The organism is Bradyrhizobium sp. CCBAU 51753 (assembly GCF_015291565.1).
Classification (GTDB): Bacteria; Pseudomonadota; Alphaproteobacteria; order Rhizobiales; family Xanthobacteraceae; genus Bradyrhizobium; species Bradyrhizobium ivorense.
In genome coordinates this window covers 5,933,343-5,948,771 of the sequence record NZ_CP030037.1, presented here as the reverse complement: position 1 = coordinate 5,948,771, position 15,429 = coordinate 5,933,343, and the positions used below count along the sequence as shown (strand labels likewise).

Genomic DNA, 15,429 nt, shown 5'->3' with positions numbered 1-15,429 from the left:
CGCGTGCCAGGAGACCGCTCTAAAATGTGATCCCGGACGAGGGCAGGAAGGAAACGATCTACCGTCCGTGGAGTGAAGCGGGGCTCCGTCCGATCCCGCCGTTTCGCGGCAATGCGTGCGAGGAGCCAGCTTACCGACGCGATGCAATCGTGGTATGAAGTCGCGCTGGAGGATCGCCCGACCGATCTGGCTCAGCGGTGAGCGGTCGGCGCGAACGATGCACCGCTCGTAGAGCGCACGGTCATGAAGCCGCTGCTGCTGTTCGTGCTTTCCATGGTTACCTTCGCGCGGGACGCGGCCGCAGAGGATGCGGAATGCGTCCGTGAGCGCGGTGCCATGATCGAAACCATCCGGGCCTATGCCCAGTCCGACGCCCGTGCCTTGGGACCGCAGGGCCTGTCGGAGCGGGTCCTTGAGGCCATGAAGCAAACGAAACGCCACCTGTTCATCGCCGAGCGATCTTGTTCCATCGCATACGTGGACGGGCCGGTCCCGATCGGACTCGGACAGACCATGTCACAACCGTACATCGTGGCCTTGATGACCCAGTTGGCCGCGGTCGCGCCCGATCATGTCGTGCTCGAAGTCGGCACCGGTTCGGGCTACCAGGCCGCGATCCTTGCGCAGTTGGCGCGAAAGGTTTGCACCATCGAAATCATCCCGCAATTGGCCGAAGGCGCCGCGAAAACACTCAAGAAGCTCGCGTATGACAATGTGAGCGTCAGGCTCGGCGACGGCTACAATGGCTGGCCCGAATGCAGTCCCTTTGACGCCATCGTCGTGACCGCAGCGCTCGGGGAGGTGCCGCCGCCTCTGATCGAGCAGCTAAGAGTGGGTGGCCGGCTGGTGATGCCGGTAGGGGCCGGTTACAGCACTCAGCAACTCACGGTCGTCGAGAAGATCGCCCCCGGCAAGACGGCGACGCGCGCGGTCGCCCTCGTGCGCTTCGTACCCTTCACACGTTCAAATGATTAGCAGCTGCCGACCGTGGTCATCCTTCAAACGAAGATTGGCGTTCAAACTTGACTCGGTAGGCTGGCCGCCAGCATGAGGAGGCGGCCGTTGAAAACTGCGCTCCCAGACAGTCTTGAGGCAGTCCGACTGGATACCCCGAACGTCTGGGCGCGAGAACGTTTATCGTGTTGATGAACATGGGCTCATCGAGCGCCCACCCCACATGAACACCGATTCAACAAGTTACGTGAAAAAGACCGATCTTCCTCGCACGCGAGCCGTTGAACGTTTGAATCGCCTCGGGAGTCGGCTGCAATAGGACCGTGCAACTCCTCTTCGCAAGATAGGCTTCGGCTTCCTGCGATAGATGCACATTTCCGAATTGGCCCGTGCCCAAAATCAGCTGCTTGCATCCGTCCTCGAAGACGAACTTCGCTTCGTCCTTCGAGACGATATGCGAGGTACCGTAGTATTTCTTCGACAGCTTTTTCTTCCGTTTCGTCACTTCGCCGGACAGGCGAATGATCACGTCGTGTTCATAGGTCTTTCCGTCAATCGTGATACTGCCGAATGTGGTGCCTTCGATTTCCATGGCATGACCTCCTCATGTTCGCGGCACGAAGCCCGGTTTCTTCCGCGGCAGACGAACCTGGTATCGAAGCATCATGGCCCAAAACAGCGCAGATATGCCTCCTTTCGATGAAGGATTGTGCTACCCGCGCACGGGTGTTGAAATCGCGACGGCCGCAATCGATCACGCCGCGCAGAGGCTCGTCGTGAAATCCGAAGCCGCTACGGAAGCTCGGATATCAGCTTGGTCCATTCCGCCTCGGGCCAGGCACGTGAGGTGCTGGTACGCACGTTTCCCTGAGAACCGATTGCAAGCGCGAATTTTGTGACGTGGTCGCCGAGAGGCGCTTCGGCGATGACAAGGATGTCATGCGCGCCGGAGGTAAGATAAACCTCCTTGAGCTCGACCCCGAATTTCTTGGCGAGCTCTTTCGCCGCCGCGCTGCGCTTGGGAGCATCCTTGACAGCCCGAATTCCCTGGTCGGTCCAGTTGATCGTCAATACGAATGTCGCCATGTCGTCCTCCAAGGGTTGCACATCCCTTGCTTGCCGCATACGCGCGGCAGGCCAACCTGCTCCATGTGGAAGTTGAGGTCGCGCCACAAAGGTCGGCGCTGCTTTCAGAATGCGATGCCTGCCGACGGCATGATCGCTGCCCGTTCCATCAAACGGCGACCTCGGCCCGTCCCGTCTTCACGGCAGCTCGTCACAGACTACGCCATATCGTGTGCCCGAAAAAGAGGACTCCGCATCGTCATCGGAGGCGCGGTGTCGACTCTAGGCGCCGCAGCAAGCGTTCGACGCTACATCGACGGCCATCTGGTGCCGGTCAGGTGTGGGTGTAGTCGCCGGGCTTCAATCCGAGCGCCTTGACGGCGGCTTCCGGAAGCGGCCCCCACGCTTCGACGCTTTCATTCGGGGCCATCATGTCCGCAATAATCGCCGCGGCCTTGGCCGGATCCCCTTCAGCCACGAAGAAGACCGAGCGAACCGGCGGGCCGCCGTCCAACGGCGCAGTTGTTACCAGGACAACCTGACCATTTGCCATGCTCTCATATACCGCTATCGCGGTGCGGTTTCCACGATCGTATCAGTCGATCTCCGTCAACCTGGTATTGCGTCGTCCCGGCACGAACACCAAATGATCGACATGGGAGGCGGGATCGCTCCAGGAGTGAGAGCGTGGCCAGCAAAAGGGCAAACGAAGAGCTCCCCGTGATTGCGCGCTTTGAGGTGCGCCGTCGCAATTACCTCGCGCCGGACGGTTCGGCGGTCCGGCCGCTGCCCGCCTTCGCCGCTGATGCCAAGCTGCTCGTCGAGCTTTACCGGTCCATGGCGCTGCTGCGCCTGTTTGATCGAAAGGCTGTTGCATTGCAGCGCACCGGTCGGCTGGGAACCTATGCCGTTTCGCTCGGCCAGGAGGCGGTATCGGTCGGAGTAGCGAGTGCGATGCGGGAAGAGGACGTCCTGCTACCCTCCTATCGCGACAATGGCGCGTTGCTCTGGCGTGGTGTCAGGCTGGAGGAGATATTGCTGTTCTGGGGCGGCGACGAACGGGGCAATCAATTCTCCGGTCCGGTCCACGATTTCCCGTTTTGCGTTCCCGTCGGATCGCAGGCGCCGCATGCCGCGGGCGTCGCCTATGCCTTGAAACTGCGCAAGGAGCCGCGTGTCGCCGTATGTCTGTTCGGCGACGGCGCCACCTCGAAAGGCGATGTTTACGAGGCAATGAATTTTGCCGGCGCACACAAATTGCCGGTTGTGTTCGTCGCCACCAACAATCAATGGGCCATATCGGTACCGTTGCGGCTTCAGACCGGTTCTGAAACGCTGGCGCAGAAGGCCATCGCCGCAGGCTTCAGCGGCGAGCAGGTGGACGGGAATGACGTGGTGGCGATGCGCACCGCCGCCGAGGAAGCCATTGCCGCTGCTCGCAACGGCACAGGCCCTCGCTTCATCGAAGCGGTCACGTACCGGCTCGGCGATCACACGACCTCCGATGATGCATTGCGCTATCGCTCGCCTGAAGAAGTCCAGGCGCATTGGAAGGAAGAGCCGCTTGCGCGCTTCCGGTCATATCTCGTGGGCCAGAAGATGTGGACCAAGGCGGACGAGGAGCGGCTTGCCGCCGAGTGCCATGAGCGCATCGAGGCGGCGGTCGAGCGCTATCTGTCAACGCCGCCGCGCCGACCCGAAACCATGTTCGACAACCTTTATGCCGATCTGCCCGAGACGTATGTCGCGCAGCGGCACGAACTCGCGGGAGAGGACGATGCCTGAGGTCACGTTGGTCGAAGCCATCAATCTGGCGCTCGGCCGCGCGATGGAGGATGATCCCGATGTGGTCGTGCTTGGCGAAGATGTCGGCCTCAATGGCGGCGTGTTCCGCGCCACCGTGGGCTTGCAAGAGCGCTTCGGTTCGGAGCGCGTTCTCGATACGCCGCTTGCCGAAGCCCTGATCAGCGGGCTCTGCGTCGGCATGGCGGCGCAGGGGCTGAAACCCGTCGGCGAAATCCAGTTCATGGGATTTCTCTACCCCTGCCTCGATCAACTAGTGAACCATGCATCCCGAATGCGCAACCGGACCCAGGGACGGCTCACCTGTCCGATGGTTCTGCGCACGCCGCATGGCGCGGGAATCCGTGCACCCGAGCATCATTCCGAAAGCACCGAGGCGATGCTGGCCCACATACCCGGCTTGCGTGTGGTCATGCCTTCGTCGCCGGAGCGCGCCTATGGACTTCTGCTCGCCGCGATCCGCGATCCCGATCCCGTGGTGTTTCTGGAGCCGACGCGGCTCTACCGCGCGGCGAAAGGCGAGGTCGAGGATAATGGCGAAGCCTTGCCGCTGGATATCGCCTTTGTCCTGCGGGAAGGTCGCGACGTCACGCTGATCAGCTGGGGCGCGATGGTGAAGGAAACGATGGCCGCCGCCGAAGCACTTTCTGCCGAGCGCATTGCTGCCGAGGTCATCGATCTCGCCACCCTCAAGCCCTATGACGAAAATACCGTGCTTGGTTCGGTCGCAAAGACCGGACGCTGCGTCATCGTGCATGAGGCGGCGCATACCGGCGGATTTGGCGCGGAGATCGCAGCCCTGGTCGCCGAGCGCGGCCTGTCCTCCCTGCTTGCACCCGTGATCCGCGTCACCGGCTACGACACGATCGTGCCGATGGCGCGTCTTGAGCAACACTACATGCCTTCGGTCGAACGCATCGTGACCGCAGCCCGGAAGGCATGCCAGTACAACTGAACTCCAACGGACCTGTCCCATGCGCCAGTTCATGTTGCCGGATCTTGGCGAGGGTCTTGAAGAAGCGGAAATCGTCACCTGGTACGTCAACGAAGGCGACCACGTCGTCACCGACCAGCCGCTCGTTTCTGTCGAGACCGACAAGGCGGTGGTCGAGATACCGTCGCCGTCGAGCGGACGCATCGCGCACCTGTTCGGCGCCAAGGGCGACATCGTGAAGGTCGGCGCGCCGCTCGTGGAGTTTGCCGAGGGTGCCGAGCAGGACACCGGCACGATTGTCGGCGAGCTCGCTACAGGCGAGGAGCAGCCGGCGGCCGCTACCCGTTCTGAGTCGCCTGCGCGGCCGGACGCTCAAGCATTTCCGGCGGTGCGCGCACTCGCACGCAAGCTCAACGTCGCGCTTGATCTCGTCGAAGCGACGGGGCCGGGCGGCACCATCACCCGGGCCGATGTCGAGCGGGCTGCGAAGCGGATGCCTCACAGCGGGCCGGCTGAGCCCCTGCGCGGGTTGCGGCGCGCGATGGCCCAGCGCATGGCGGCTGCCCATGCCGAAATCGTCCCTGCCACAGTCACTGATGAAGCCGATATCGAGGATTGGCGGCAGGGCGAGGATGTGACGATCAGGCTGGTGCGCGCCATCGCCGCCGCCTGCAAGGCTGAGCCTGCGCTCAATTCCTGGTATCATTCCGGCACTGCAGAGCGGCGTCTGATCGAACGCATCGATCTCGGTATCGCCGTCGACACCGGAGGCGGCCTTATCGTTCCGGTGCTGCGCAACGTCGCGGAGCGGAGCGTAACGGACTTGCGGGCGGGACTCGACCGCCTGCGGGCTGACGCAATCGCGCGCTCGATACCCCCGGAAGAGCTGCGCGGTGCGACGATCACGCTGTCGAACTTCGGAATGATCGGTGGCCGGTTCGCCAATCTGGTCATCGTGCCGCCGCAGGCGGCAATCATAGGCGCCGGCCGGATTTCGAAGCGGGTGATCGCACACCGGGGGCAGCCTGCAGTCAGACGCGTGCTGCCGTTGTCGCTCACCTTCGACCATCGGGTGGTGACGGGCGGCGAAGCTGCCCGCTTCCTGGTCGTCCTCAAGTCCGACCTCGAACTGACCTCGTGAGCCACCCAGTTCTGCGCCGCGCATCGCGGAGGCGGCTTACGACTGTGTCTGGCTCTGCCACTGGCCGGGACGCCCGGCCTGATCCACCTTCACGGCCACCGTCAGCGTTTCGTTGCCGCCGCCGTAGCGGGTGCCGCGCACTGGCGCGGCGCCGAGATAGTCGAGGCCGATCGCGACGCGGGCGTGGGCGTCGGTGGTGCAGATGCCGTTGGCGGCATCGAAGCCGACCCAGCCGAGGTCGGGGACGTAAGCCTCGGCCCAGGCGTGGCCGGCCTGCTGGTTGACCATGCCGTCGGAGCGCAGGAAGTGGCCGGAGACGAACCGTGCCGGCACCCCGCCGGCGCGCGCGCAGGCGATCAGGATGTGGGCGTAGTCCTGGCAGACGCCGCGCTTCAGCGCGAACGCCTCGGAGGCCGAGGTCGCGCTGGTGGTCGGATCCTCGTCGAAGGTCATATGCTCGTAGATCTGCACCATCAGCGCGTGCAGAAAGCCGAGCACGTCGCCGTCGGCTTCCGCGCGCAGCTCGCGCACGAAGCCGGTCATCGCCGGATTGAGGTCGGTGAGCGGCGTCGGGCGCAGGAACAGGCTCGGCGGAAACCGCTCGTCGCTGCCGCGCAGCACGCCGCCGGTGTCGTGGGTCTCGATCAGGCCCTCGCAGTGGATGGTGAGGTCGGTGATCGGTCCATGCGTCAGCACATGGGTGAGGTTGCCGAACGCGTCCTCATGGCTGTCGAGCCGGGAATCGGTCGAGACGTCGATCTGCCAGTCCGCGACATACTGCCCGTCATGGCTGCCCGGCGTCATCCGCAGGATCTGGATCACGTTCGAGGCCGCCGGCTCGTAGCGATAGGTGGTGGTATGGGCTATCCGCAGGCGCATGGCACCAGGTCCGAATTGAAGGCAGCGGCGACGTAGCCGCTACATCAGATACTGCTTGGCGATGATTTCGCCCAGCCGCGAGTTATCCGCAAGGAATTCCTGGATGAACTCGTGCACGCCGTGCTGGAAGATATCGTCCATATGGCTGTGTTCAAGCCGGTTCCGGATGCCGCGGGCGTGGCGCTGGGCAGCGCCCTGGCGGCCATAGGCGACCCCGATCTGGTCGAGATTGCGCACCAGGTTGCTGTAGCAGCTGGCGAGCGACCGCGGCAGTGTGTCGTTGAGGATCAGCAGGTCGGCGATCAGCCAGGGTTTTAAGGTTTCCCGGTAGACCCAGTGATAGGCCGTGGTTGCCGAGACCGAGCGCAGAATCGAGGTCCACTGGTAGTAGTCCAGCGGGCCGCCGACATGCTCCTCCTCGGGCAGCAGCACGTGGTACTTCACGTCGAGAATGCGCGCGGTGTTGTCGGCGCGCTCGAGATGCACCCCGAGCCGCGAGAACCAATAGGCGTCGTTGCGCAGCATGGTCCGGTAGGCCGAGCCGTCGAAGCGGAGCGAGGTCTCCTGCACGAAGCGGAGAAATTTGGCCAGCTCCTCGCGGTTGGCGGGAGCCTTGTTCCAGACCGCCTGCAGCTCGATCCAGGCCGAGTTGATGGTGTCCCACATTTCCGACGTCAGCGCGGTGCGCACCGAGCGCGAGTTCAGCCGCGCGGCCTCGATGCAGTTGCGGATCGAGGAAGGGTTTTCCGGCGAGAACGACAGGTATTCGACGACGTTCTCCGCGTTGGCTTCCTTGTAGTGGTTGTAGAAATTCGCACCGACCCCGGCGGTGAGCAGCGCGGAATCCCATTCATTGGTCTTGCCGATATAGGCCGCCGGCAGCGCGGTGACGCGCAAGGTCGCGTCGATGGTGCGTGCAAGGTATTCGGCGCGCTCGACATAGCGGGCCAGCCAGTACAGATTTTCGGCGGTGCGCGACAGCATCCGGCAATCCTCACAAAGCGTGACGCATTTCGAGTTCACCTCCCCCTGAAAGGGGGAGGTCGGCGCGCAGCGCCGGGTGGGGGTCTTCTCTCCATTCGGCGTATGCGGCCGACCCCCATCCCGACCTTCCCCCTTGCAGGGGGAAGGGGTACTTCCGTGCCAAGCTCTGCTTCAAATCACTCACTCAATATCCAGGTGTCCTTGGTGCCGCCGCCCTGGCTCGAATTGACCACGAGCGAGCCTTCCTTCAGCGCCACCCGGGTGAGACCGCCGGGCACGATGGTGGTGTGGCTCGAGCCGGTCAGCACGAACGGGCGGAGGTCGACATGGCGCGGCGCCAGCCCCTTGTCGGTGCAGGTCGGGCAGGTCGACAGCGCCAGCGTCGGCTGCGCGATGAAGCCCTCCGGCTCGCGCTTGAGCTTGTCGCGGAACGCCTCGATGGTCGCCTTGGTGGCGGCGGGGCCGATCAGCATGCCGTAGCCGCCGGAGCCGTGCACCTCCTTGACGACGAGGTCGGCGAGATTGTCGAGCACATAGGACAGATCCTGCGCCTCGCGGCAGCGCCAGGTCTGCACGTTCTTCAGGATCGGCTCCTCGCTGAGATAGAATTTCACGATGTCGGGCATGTAGGAGTAGATCGCCTTGTCGTCGGCGATCCCGGTGCCGACCGCGTTGGCGAGCGTGATGTTGCCGGCGGCATAGGCCGACATCAGACCGGGCACGCCGAGCGCGGAATCCGGCCGGAAGGTGAGGGGATCGAGGAAGTCGTCGTCGACGCGGCGGTAGATCACGTCGACCCGCTTCAGCCCCTCGGTGGTGCGCATGAACACCTCGTCGTTCTTGACGATGAGGTCGCGGCCCTCGACCAGCTCGATGCCGAGCTTGTCGGCGAGGAACGAGTGCTCGTAATAGGCCGAGTTGTAGACGCCCGGCGTCATCAGCGCGACGGTCGGCTCGGCCGAGGCGCTGTGCGGCGCCACCGAGCGCAGCGCCGAGAGCAGTTCGTCCGGATAGCGCTCCACCGGGGCGACGCGGTGGCGGGCGAACAGGTCCGGAAACAGCCGCATCATGATCTCGCGGTTTTCCAGCATGTAGGACACGCCGGACGGCGTGCGCGCATTGTCCTCCAGCACGATGAAGTTTTCGGCGTCGGTGCGGATGATGTCGATGCCGGCGATGTGGACGTAGATGTCGTGCGGCACGTCCTGGCCGTTCATCTCCGGCCGGAACACCGGATTCTGGAAGATCAGGTCCTCGGGGATGATGTCGGCGCGCAAGATGTCGCGGCCGTGATAGATGTCCTTGAGGAACAGGTTGAGCGCGAGCACGCGCTGCTTCAGGCCGGTTTCCAGCAGCGTCCATTCGCTGGCCGACATGATCCGCGGGATCACGTCGAACGGGATCAGCCGCTCCTGGGCTTCGGCGTCGCCATAGACCGCGAAGGTGATGCCGATCCGGCGGAACAGCAGTTCGGCCTCCTGGCGGCGATATTCCAGCGCATCCGGCGGCGTCTCCTTGAGCCAGCGGGACAGCTCCTGGTAGGCCGGGCGCAGATCCTCGCCGAGGCCGTTCATCTCATCGAACGCAGCTGCCATAAGTCTCGACTGCCCTCCCAAGCCACGTGACACAGTGCATGAGTTGAGGTGTGGGTAGCAAGGGGCGGGCCAGCGCGATATGCATTGGCCTGTGGCATCTGCCGGGGGATAGCTCGGCGAGCTGCCCGAAAAACCGGCTGAGCTCTGCTTAATTCGGCGGCAAAATCCCGTGACATCAAGCCGTTGGATCGGCAAAGTCAGGGGGCAAGTTAAGGAAATGAGACCATGAGCGAGATCGTCACGGCAGGGCTTCTGGTGATCGGCGACGAGATCCTGTCCGGCCGGACCAAGGACAAGAATATCGGCTTCATCGCCGAATACCTGACCAACATCGGGATCGACCTGAAGGAAGTCCGCGTCGTCGCCGACGAGGAGGCCGACATCGTCGCCGCCCTTGATGCGCTGCGGCATAGATACACCTACGTCTTCACCACCGGCGGCATCGGGCCGACCCATGACGACATCACGGCCGACAGCGTGGCGAAGGCGTTCGGGGTCGACATCCACCATCACCCCGAGGTGGTGGCGCGGTTCAGGGAGCGCTGGAGCGGACAGGACCTCAACGAGGCCCGGCTGCGCATGGCGCGTGTGCCCGACGGCGCCGAGCTGATCCAGAGCGCGACCATTCTGGCGCCCGGGTTCAAGCTCGGCAATGTCATCGTGATGGCCGGCATCCCCAGCATCATGCAGGCGATGATGGACATCGTGGCGCCGACCCTGAAATCCGGGGTGCGGATGCTGTCGGATTCGGTGCGGGCGGATGCGCGCGAGGGCGATATCGGCGGTCCGCTGCGGGCGATCGCGCTGGCGCATCCTGACACCATCATCGGCAGCTATCCGTTCCAGGACGAGAACCAGAAGCCGAACACCAATCTGGTGGTGCGCTCGCGCGATCCGGACAAGCTGGCCGCTGCGATGGCGGAGGTGAAGGAGATGCTGAAGCAGCTGCATGCCGCGCAGAACAAACCGGCGGTGGGTTGATATGGTCGATAAGCCTTCCGATCAGATCGCACAGGAGCGCGCCGGCCGGCCGTTTCCGGTCTCATGGGATCAATTCCACCGCGATTGCCGGGCGCTGACCTGGCGGCTCAATGAGGTCGGGCCGTTCCACGCGGTGATCGCGATCACCCGCGGTGGGCTGGTGCCAGCCGCGATCGTGGCGCGCGAGCTCGGCTTGCGCGTGATCGACACGGTCTGCATCGCCAGCTACGACCACGACAAGCAGGGTGACCTGAAGGTGCTCAAGGGCATTTCGGAGCAAACAGCAAAACTCGGCGGCGGCACCGGCAAGGGTCTTCTGATCGTCGACGACCTCGTCGACACCGGCAAGACCGGCAAACTGGTCCGCGAGCTGCTGCCCGACGCGCATTTCGCCACCGTCTATGCCAAGCCGAAGGGACGCCCGCTGGTCGACACCTACATCACCGAGGTGTCGCAGGACACCTGGATCTACTTCCCGTGGGACACCGCGCTGTCGTTCCAGCCGCCGATCCGCGACGGCGCGGCCTAGAGAGTCACCTCGCCCCGCTTGCGGGGAGAGGTCGGATTGCATGTAGCGAAGCGGAATGCGATCCGGGTGAGGGGGGCTCGCCACGGGCCCATCTCCCACTATCTTTGCGGAAGCGGCCCCTCACCCCGACCCTCTCCCCGCAAGAGCGGGGCGAGGGGGAAGTCAAACATGCCCCTGCAAAACCGCGTCACCCCGACCGGCGAGATCGTCTCCACCGAGCATCGCGGCACCTTCACCGGCAATCGCGGCATCATCCATGATCCCGCGACGCGGACGCTGCTGAACAAGCGTTGGTCGACGCCGGCGTGGCTGACCTGTGTCTGCGAGTTCAGGGGACGGCGACGCGAGGTGATGACCCGGCAAAGCTGGACCGAGCTGTTCTTTCTCGACGAGGCCACTGCGTTTGCGGCGGGGCACCGGCCCTGCTTCTACTGCCGCCGCGACGATGCAAAACGGTTTCGTGCCGCCTGGGAGACGGCCAACGGCGTCAGCGATCTCAAGGTCAAGGCGATGGACGCGGTGTTGCATGCCGAGCGGCTCGATCGCCGCAACAAGCGGCTGCATCCGCTGCCGATGCCGCTCAATGAACTGCCCGATGGCACGATGGTGCAGGCGGACGGGGAGAGCTACCTCGTCGTTGATGGTGCCACGCTGCGTTGGTCGTTTGCCGGCTACAGCCGGGCTGACCTAACGGACGCCGCCATGCTGTTGACGCCGCCTTCGACGGTGCGCGCGTTTCGGGCCGGCTACCGGCCGGTGCTGCATCCGAGTGCTGCACTTTAGGCTCTGCGCTTTAGGCTCCCTCTCCCCGTTCTTTACGGGGAGAGGGGCGGGGTGAGGGGCTGGCCCCGCATGCTCCGTTGACAGATGGATTTGCGGAGACTCCCCCTCACCCGAAATTCAAGCGTCGCTTGAATTTCGACCTCTCCCCGCAAGCGGGGAGAGGTGAAGGGGGCCGCGACTACGCCAGCCGCTGCCGGGCGAGCTTCGCGCCCGCACCGAGCGCGACCAGCTTTGCTTCCGCGATGTCCCGCCGCATCGGCGCCATGCCGCAATTGGTGGTCGCGATGATGTTGCTCTTCGGCACGAACTTTGCCACCGCCTCGATCACCTTGACCACGTCCTCCGCGGTCTCGACCTCGTCGCTGGCGACGTCGATCACGCCGGCCTGCACGATCTTGCCGGGCAGCGCCGCCAGCAATTCCAGCGGCACCTTGGAATTACGGCACTCGATCGCGACCTGCTGGATCGCGCTCTTGTCGATGACGGGAAAGGTCTCTTCGTACTGCCGCCACTCGCCGCCGAGCGTCTGTTTCCAGTCGGTGTTGGCCTTGATGCCGTAGCCGTAGCAGATGTGAACCGCGGTGGCGCAGGTCAGTCCCTCGGCGGCGCGCTCCAGCGCCTTGATGCCCCAGTCGCGGACTTGATCCATGTAGACATTGAAGGCGGGCTCGTCGAACTGGATCATGTCGACGCCGTCGGCCTGCAGCGCCTTGGCCTCCTGGTTCAACAGCTCGGCGAAGGCGAACGCCATCTTGACGCGGTCGCCGTAATATTGGTCGGCAATGGTGTCGATGATCGTCATCGGGCCGGGCAGGGTGAACTTCAGCCTGTTGGTGGTGTGGGCGCGCGCGACGCGAGCTTCGCCCTCATGGACGCGGCCCTTGAGCTGCAGCGGCGCCACCACCTGCGGGACCATGGCTTTGTAGCGGTCCTTGCGGATGCCCATCTCGACCTTGTGGGCGAAGTCGATGCCCTCGATCTTTTCCAGGAAGCCGTGCACGAAATGCTGGCGCGCCTGCTCGCCCTCGGTGACGATGTCGACGCCGGCATCCTCCTGCAGCTTGACCGCGAGCATGGTGGCGTCGCGCTTGGCGCGGACGAGCTCGGCGCCCTCCGACCTCCAGGGCGCCCACAGCACATTCGGCTCCGCCAGCCATTCCGGCTTGGGCAGGGATCCGGCGATCGTGGTTGGAAACAGCATGGGAGCCTCCCGGACGGTTCGGATTGAGCGCCTGTCTGCCATGTCCTATGCTCGCCGTACAGAACAACAAAAGTCTTTGTGACGGGGAATAAACACGCCGATGATCGACCTGCACTACGCGCCGACGCCGAACGGCTGGAAAATCTCGATCATGCTGGAGGAACTGGGGCTGCCCTATACGGTGATCCCGGTGAACATCCGCGCCGGCGAGCAGTTTCGCCCTGAATTCCTGGCGATCAGCCCGAACAACCGGATTCCCGCGATCGTCGACCATGCGCCTGCCGACGGCGGCGGGCCGTTCTCGGTGTTCGAGACCGGCGCGATCCTGATCTATCTCGCCGACAAGACCGGGCGCTTCCTGTCGCGGGAATTGCGAGCGCGTTCGACCGTCATCCAATGGGTGATGTGGCAGATGGGCGGGCTCGGGCCGATGCTCGGCCAGCACGGCCACTTCGCGCTATACGCGGCGGAGAAGATTCCCTACGCCATCGAGCGCTACCGCGACGAGACGGCGCGGCTCTACGGCGTGCTCGACCGCCAGCTCGGCAAGACCGGCGCCTATATCGCCGGCGACGAGTATTCGATCGCCGACATCGCCTGCTTCCCCTGGACCATGACCCACAAGGCGCAGGGCTTTACCCTCGACGATTTCCCGAACATCAAGCGCTGGTACGCCACCGTGCGCGCGCGCCCGCAGGTGCAGGCCGGGCTTGCGATCGGCAAGTTCGTCAAGGAGCCGTTCGACGAGGAGTCGCGCAAGAACATGTTCGGCGCGAGGGCGAAGGAGTTGAGTGGAAAAACGGAAGTACCGTCATCCTGAGGTGCGAGCCTCTTCGGCGAGCCTCGAAGGATGAATCGGCCCGGCTGGTGGCCGTCGATCCTTCGAGGCTCGCAAGAGCTCGCACCTCCAGCGACAAAGGCGAAGCCTTTGCGCGGGGATGACGGGAGATGCAGCACTGCAAACACGATAAAAGGAAACGCCATGATCGAATTCTTCTTCGACTGCTCCAGCCCCTGGACCTATCTCGCCTGGCACAACATCCAGCCGCTGGCGAAGGAATTTGGCACGGCGATCAGCTGGCGGCCGATCCTGGTCGGCGGCATCTTCAACACCGTCAATCCGTCGGTCTATGCCCAGCGCGAGACGCCGGTGCCGCTGAAGGCGCGTTACATGAAGAAGGATCTCGGCGACTGGGCCCGCTCGGCGGGGCTCGCGATCAAGATGCCGCCGACGGTGTTTCCGGTGAACAGCGTCAAGGCGATGCGCGGCTGCATCTGGCTCGGCAATGAGAAAATGGTGCCGTTCGCCCGCGCCGTGTTCGAGGCCTATTGGGGCGACGACAAGGACATCTCGCAGGACGCGGTGCTGACCGAGATCTGTGCCAAGGTCGGGATCGACCCGGCAAAGTTCTTTGCCGGCATCGGCGATCAGGCAATCAAGGATCAGCTCAAGGCCAACACCGACGAGGTGATGGCGCGCGGCGGCTTCGGCTCGCCGACCATCTTCATCGGCAAGACCGACATGTATTTCGGCAACGACCGCCTGCCGCTGATCCGCGAGGCGCTGGCGCGCAGCAAGGCGAGCGCCGCCTGATGCCGAAAGCCGTTGTTTGCCGCGAGCTGGGGCCGCCCGAGCGCTTGCAGCTTGAGAACTTCGCCTCTGCGCCGCTGAAGCCGGGCGAGGTGCGGGTGGCGATCCGCGCCGCCGGGATCAATTTCCCCGACATCCTGATGGCCGCGGGCGAGTACCAGCTCAAGCCGCCGCTGCCGTTCACGCCGGGCTCGGAAGCGTCAGGCGACGTTGTCGAGGTCAACGAAGCCGCGGGCGTTGCGGTCGGTGACAAGGTGATCGTCAAGATGCGCTTCGGCGCCTATTGCGACGAGACGGTGGCGACGCCTTCGCAGCTCGTGCCGGTGCCCTCGACCTTCGACTATGCGGAGGGGTCGACCTTCCTCGCCGCGCATGGCACCGCCTATCACGCACTGATCGACCGCGGCCAGATCAAGCCGGGCGAGGTGCTGCTGGTGCACGGCGCCGGCGGCGGTGTCGGCCTCGCAGCCGTCGAGATCGGCAAGCTGCTCGGCGCCACCGTGATCGCGGCGGCCTCGAGCGAGGAGAAGCTTGCGATCGCCAAGGCGCGCGGTGCGGATCATCTCGTGCTTTACGCGCGCGAGCCGTTCCGCGACGCGGTCAAGCGCCTCACCGACGGCCGCGGCGCCGACGTCGTGTTCGATCCGGTCGGCGGTGAGGTGTTCGAGAACTCGATGCGCTGCATCAACTGGGGCGCGCGAATCCTGGTGATCGGCTTCACCGGCGGCATCGGGCTGGCGCGGACCAACCTCCTGATGATCAAGGGCGCCAGCGTGCTCGGTGTCCGCGCCGGCGAAGCGGTGCGGAAAGACCCCGCGCTCGGCGAGGTCAGGATCAAGGCGCTCAGCGAATGGGCCGAAGCCGGCAAGGTGCGGCCGAACATCTCGCACCGCCTGCCGCTGGAGGATTTTGCCAAGGCGATGCGGCTGTTGATCGAACGCAAGGCGATCGGGCGCGTGGCGTTGATGATGTAGGGCGGGTTAGCCGAA

17 protein-coding genes are annotated in these 15,429 nt (G+C 64.4%); 10 read left to right on the top strand and 7 right to left on the bottom strand.

Translation table 11 applies throughout. The features are described from left to right. Positions 1-243 precede the first annotated feature (243 nt). Positions 244-975, top strand: a complete 732-nt coding sequence (locus tag XH93_RS27195; RefSeq protein ID WP_194469846.1) for a protein-L-isoaspartate(D-aspartate) O-methyltransferase — start codon at positions 244-246, stop codon at positions 973-975. Between the two features lie 214 nt (positions 976-1,189). On the opposite strand, the gene XH93_RS27190 is transcribed toward XH93_RS27195, so the two are convergent. From XH93_RS27190 to XH93_RS27180, 3 genes are all read right to left on the bottom strand, one after another. Further along, positions 1,190-1,546: an Mth938-like domain-containing protein gene (locus XH93_RS27190; RefSeq protein ID WP_139484485.1), complete on the bottom strand. Its 357-nt coding sequence runs from the start codon at positions 1,544-1,546 to the stop codon at positions 1,190-1,192. A 200-nt stretch (positions 1,547-1,746) separates the two neighbouring features. Beyond that, positions 1,747-2,061 carry a GYD domain-containing protein gene (locus tag XH93_RS27185; RefSeq protein ID WP_246799740.1) on the bottom strand — a complete coding sequence of 105 codons (315 nt, stop codon included), beginning with the start codon at positions 2,059-2,061 and terminating at the stop codon, positions 1,747-1,749. Between the two features lie 292 nt (positions 2,062-2,353). Next, positions 2,354-2,572: a hypothetical protein gene (locus XH93_RS27180; protein WP_194469845.1), complete on the bottom strand. Its 219-nt coding sequence runs from the start codon at positions 2,570-2,572 to the stop codon at positions 2,354-2,356. 134 nt (positions 2,573-2,706) lie between these two features. Here XH93_RS27180 and pdhA point away from each other — a divergent pair, with 134 nt between their 5' ends. The 3 genes from pdhA to XH93_RS27165 are packed head-to-tail and all read left to right on the top strand — an operon-like array spanning position 2,707 to position 5,897. Further along, positions 2,707-3,804: a pyruvate dehydrogenase (acetyl-transferring) E1 component subunit alpha gene (gene pdhA, locus XH93_RS27175; RefSeq protein WP_194469844.1), complete on the top strand. Its 1,098-nt coding sequence runs from the start codon at positions 2,707-2,709 to the stop codon at positions 3,802-3,804. Further along, positions 3,797-4,777 carry an alpha-ketoacid dehydrogenase subunit beta gene (locus XH93_RS27170; protein ID WP_194475349.1) on the top strand — a complete coding sequence of 327 codons (981 nt, stop codon included), beginning with the start codon at positions 3,797-3,799 and terminating at the stop codon, positions 4,775-4,777. Before pdhA ends, XH93_RS27170 begins: the two co-directional genes overlap by 8 nt. Positions 4,778-4,796: 19 nt before the next feature. Next, entirely contained in the window at positions 4,797-5,897 is a 1,101-nt protein-coding gene (locus XH93_RS27165; protein ID WP_194469843.1) for a dihydrolipoamide acetyltransferase family protein, read from the top strand. Between the two features lie 36 nt (positions 5,898-5,933). On the opposite strand, the gene XH93_RS27160 is transcribed toward XH93_RS27165, so the two are convergent. The 3 genes from XH93_RS27160 to XH93_RS27150 form a co-directional block, all read right to left on the bottom strand. Then, the gene (locus tag XH93_RS27160) at positions 5,934-6,776 is read right to left on the bottom strand and encodes a transglutaminase family protein (protein ID WP_194469842.1); all 843 of its coding nucleotides are present in this window, start codon (positions 6,774-6,776) and stop codon (positions 5,934-5,936) included. Between the two features lie 39 nt (positions 6,777-6,815). Next, complete coding sequence (locus XH93_RS27155) at positions 6,816-7,760, bottom strand: alpha-E domain-containing protein (protein WP_194469841.1); 945 nt, start codon at positions 7,758-7,760, stop codon at positions 6,816-6,818. A gap of 176 nt (positions 7,761-7,936) precedes the next feature. Then, the gene (locus XH93_RS27150; protein WP_139857701.1) at positions 7,937-9,355 is read right to left on the bottom strand and encodes a circularly permuted type 2 ATP-grasp protein; all 1,419 of its coding nucleotides are present in this window, start codon (positions 9,353-9,355) and stop codon (positions 7,937-7,939) included. 225 nt (positions 9,356-9,580) lie between these two features. Between XH93_RS27150 and XH93_RS27145 the strand changes: the two genes are divergently transcribed. The 3 genes from XH93_RS27145 to XH93_RS27135 all read left to right on the top strand — a co-directional run bounded on the left by XH93_RS27145 (position 9,581) and on the right by XH93_RS27135 (position 11,648). Then, positions 9,581-10,336: a molybdopterin-binding protein gene (locus XH93_RS27145; RefSeq protein WP_139857700.1), complete on the top strand. Its 756-nt coding sequence runs from the start codon at positions 9,581-9,583 to the stop codon at positions 10,334-10,336. A gap of 1 nt (position 10,337) precedes the next feature. Further along, positions 10,338-10,865, top strand: a complete 528-nt coding sequence (gene gpt / locus XH93_RS27140) for a xanthine phosphoribosyltransferase (protein ID WP_194469840.1) — start codon at positions 10,338-10,340, stop codon at positions 10,863-10,865. Between the two features lie 168 nt (positions 10,866-11,033). Beyond that, complete coding sequence (locus XH93_RS27135) at positions 11,034-11,648, top strand: hypothetical protein (protein ID WP_194469839.1); 615 nt, start codon at positions 11,034-11,036, stop codon at positions 11,646-11,648. 178 nt (positions 11,649-11,826) lie between these two features. Here the strand turns inward: XH93_RS27135 and XH93_RS27130 are convergent, their stop codons facing one another. Continuing rightward, on the bottom strand, positions 11,827-12,849 hold the full coding sequence (locus tag XH93_RS27130; protein WP_194469838.1) for a methionine synthase: 1,023 nt from the start codon (positions 12,847-12,849) through the stop codon (positions 11,827-11,829). Positions 12,850-12,949: 100 nt separating this feature from the next. Here XH93_RS27130 and XH93_RS27125 point away from each other — a divergent pair, with 100 nt between their 5' ends. The 3 genes from XH93_RS27125 to XH93_RS27115 all read left to right on the top strand — a co-directional run bounded on the left by XH93_RS27125 (position 12,950) and on the right by XH93_RS27115 (position 15,414). Beyond that, the gene (locus XH93_RS27125) at positions 12,950-13,669 is read left to right on the top strand and encodes a glutathione binding-like protein (RefSeq protein ID WP_194469837.1); all 720 of its coding nucleotides are present in this window, start codon (positions 12,950-12,952) and stop codon (positions 13,667-13,669) included. 162 nt (positions 13,670-13,831) lie between these two features. Further along, the gene (locus XH93_RS27120; RefSeq protein ID WP_194469836.1) at positions 13,832-14,443 is read left to right on the top strand and encodes a 2-hydroxychromene-2-carboxylate isomerase; all 612 of its coding nucleotides are present in this window, start codon (positions 13,832-13,834) and stop codon (positions 14,441-14,443) included. After that, complete coding sequence (locus XH93_RS27115) at positions 14,443-15,414, top strand: NADPH:quinone oxidoreductase family protein (RefSeq protein ID WP_194469835.1); 972 nt, start codon at positions 14,443-14,445, stop codon at positions 15,412-15,414. The genes XH93_RS27120 and XH93_RS27115 overlap by 1 nt, the downstream gene beginning before the upstream one ends. Positions 15,415-15,429: the final 15 nt, after the last annotated feature.

What these genes read in the sequence shown, in the direction of transcription:
- XH93_RS27160 (WP_194469842.1), bottom strand. Translation starts at nt 6,776, where the DNA reads ATGCGCCTGCGGATAGCCCATACCACCACCTATCGCTACGAGCCGGCG.
- XH93_RS27180 (WP_194469845.1), bottom strand. Translation starts at nt 2,572, where the DNA reads ATGGCAAATGGTCAGGTTGTCCTGGTAACAACTGCGCCGTTGGACGGC.
- XH93_RS27115 (WP_194469835.1), top strand. Translation starts at nt 14,443, where the DNA reads ATGCCGAAAGCCGTTGTTTGCCGCGAGCTGGGGCCGCCCGAGCGCTTG.
- XH93_RS27130 (WP_194469838.1), bottom strand. Translation starts at nt 12,849, where the DNA reads ATGCTGTTTCCAACCACGATCGCCGGATCCCTGCCCAAGCCGGAATGG.
- XH93_RS27165 (WP_194469843.1), top strand. Translation starts at nt 4,797, where the DNA reads ATGCGCCAGTTCATGTTGCCGGATCTTGGCGAGGGTCTTGAAGAAGCG.
- XH93_RS27145 (WP_139857700.1), top strand. Translation starts at nt 9,581, where the DNA reads ATGAGCGAGATCGTCACGGCAGGGCTTCTGGTGATCGGCGACGAGATC.
- XH93_RS27170 (WP_194475349.1), top strand. Translation starts at nt 3,797, where the DNA reads ATGCCTGAGGTCACGTTGGTCGAAGCCATCAATCTGGCGCTCGGCCGC.
- XH93_RS27125 (WP_194469837.1), top strand. Translation starts at nt 12,950, where the DNA reads ATGATCGACCTGCACTACGCGCCGACGCCGAACGGCTGGAAAATCTCG.
- XH93_RS27135 (WP_194469839.1), top strand. Translation starts at nt 11,034, where the DNA reads ATGCCCCTGCAAAACCGCGTCACCCCGACCGGCGAGATCGTCTCCACC.
- XH93_RS27150 (WP_139857701.1), bottom strand. Translation starts at nt 9,355, where the DNA reads ATGGCAGCTGCGTTCGATGAGATGAACGGCCTCGGCGAGGATCTGCGC.
- XH93_RS27120 (WP_194469836.1), top strand. Translation starts at nt 13,832, where the DNA reads ATGATCGAATTCTTCTTCGACTGCTCCAGCCCCTGGACCTATCTCGCC.
- XH93_RS27155 (WP_194469841.1), bottom strand. Translation starts at nt 7,760, where the DNA reads ATGCTGTCGCGCACCGCCGAAAATCTGTACTGGCTGGCCCGCTATGTC.
- XH93_RS27190 (WP_139484485.1), bottom strand. Translation starts at nt 1,546, where the DNA reads ATGGAAATCGAAGGCACCACATTCGGCAGTATCACGATTGACGGAAAG.
- gpt (WP_194469840.1), top strand. Translation starts at nt 10,338, where the DNA reads ATGGTCGATAAGCCTTCCGATCAGATCGCACAGGAGCGCGCCGGCCGG.
- XH93_RS27195 (WP_194469846.1), top strand. Translation starts at nt 244, where the DNA reads ATGAAGCCGCTGCTGCTGTTCGTGCTTTCCATGGTTACCTTCGCGCGG.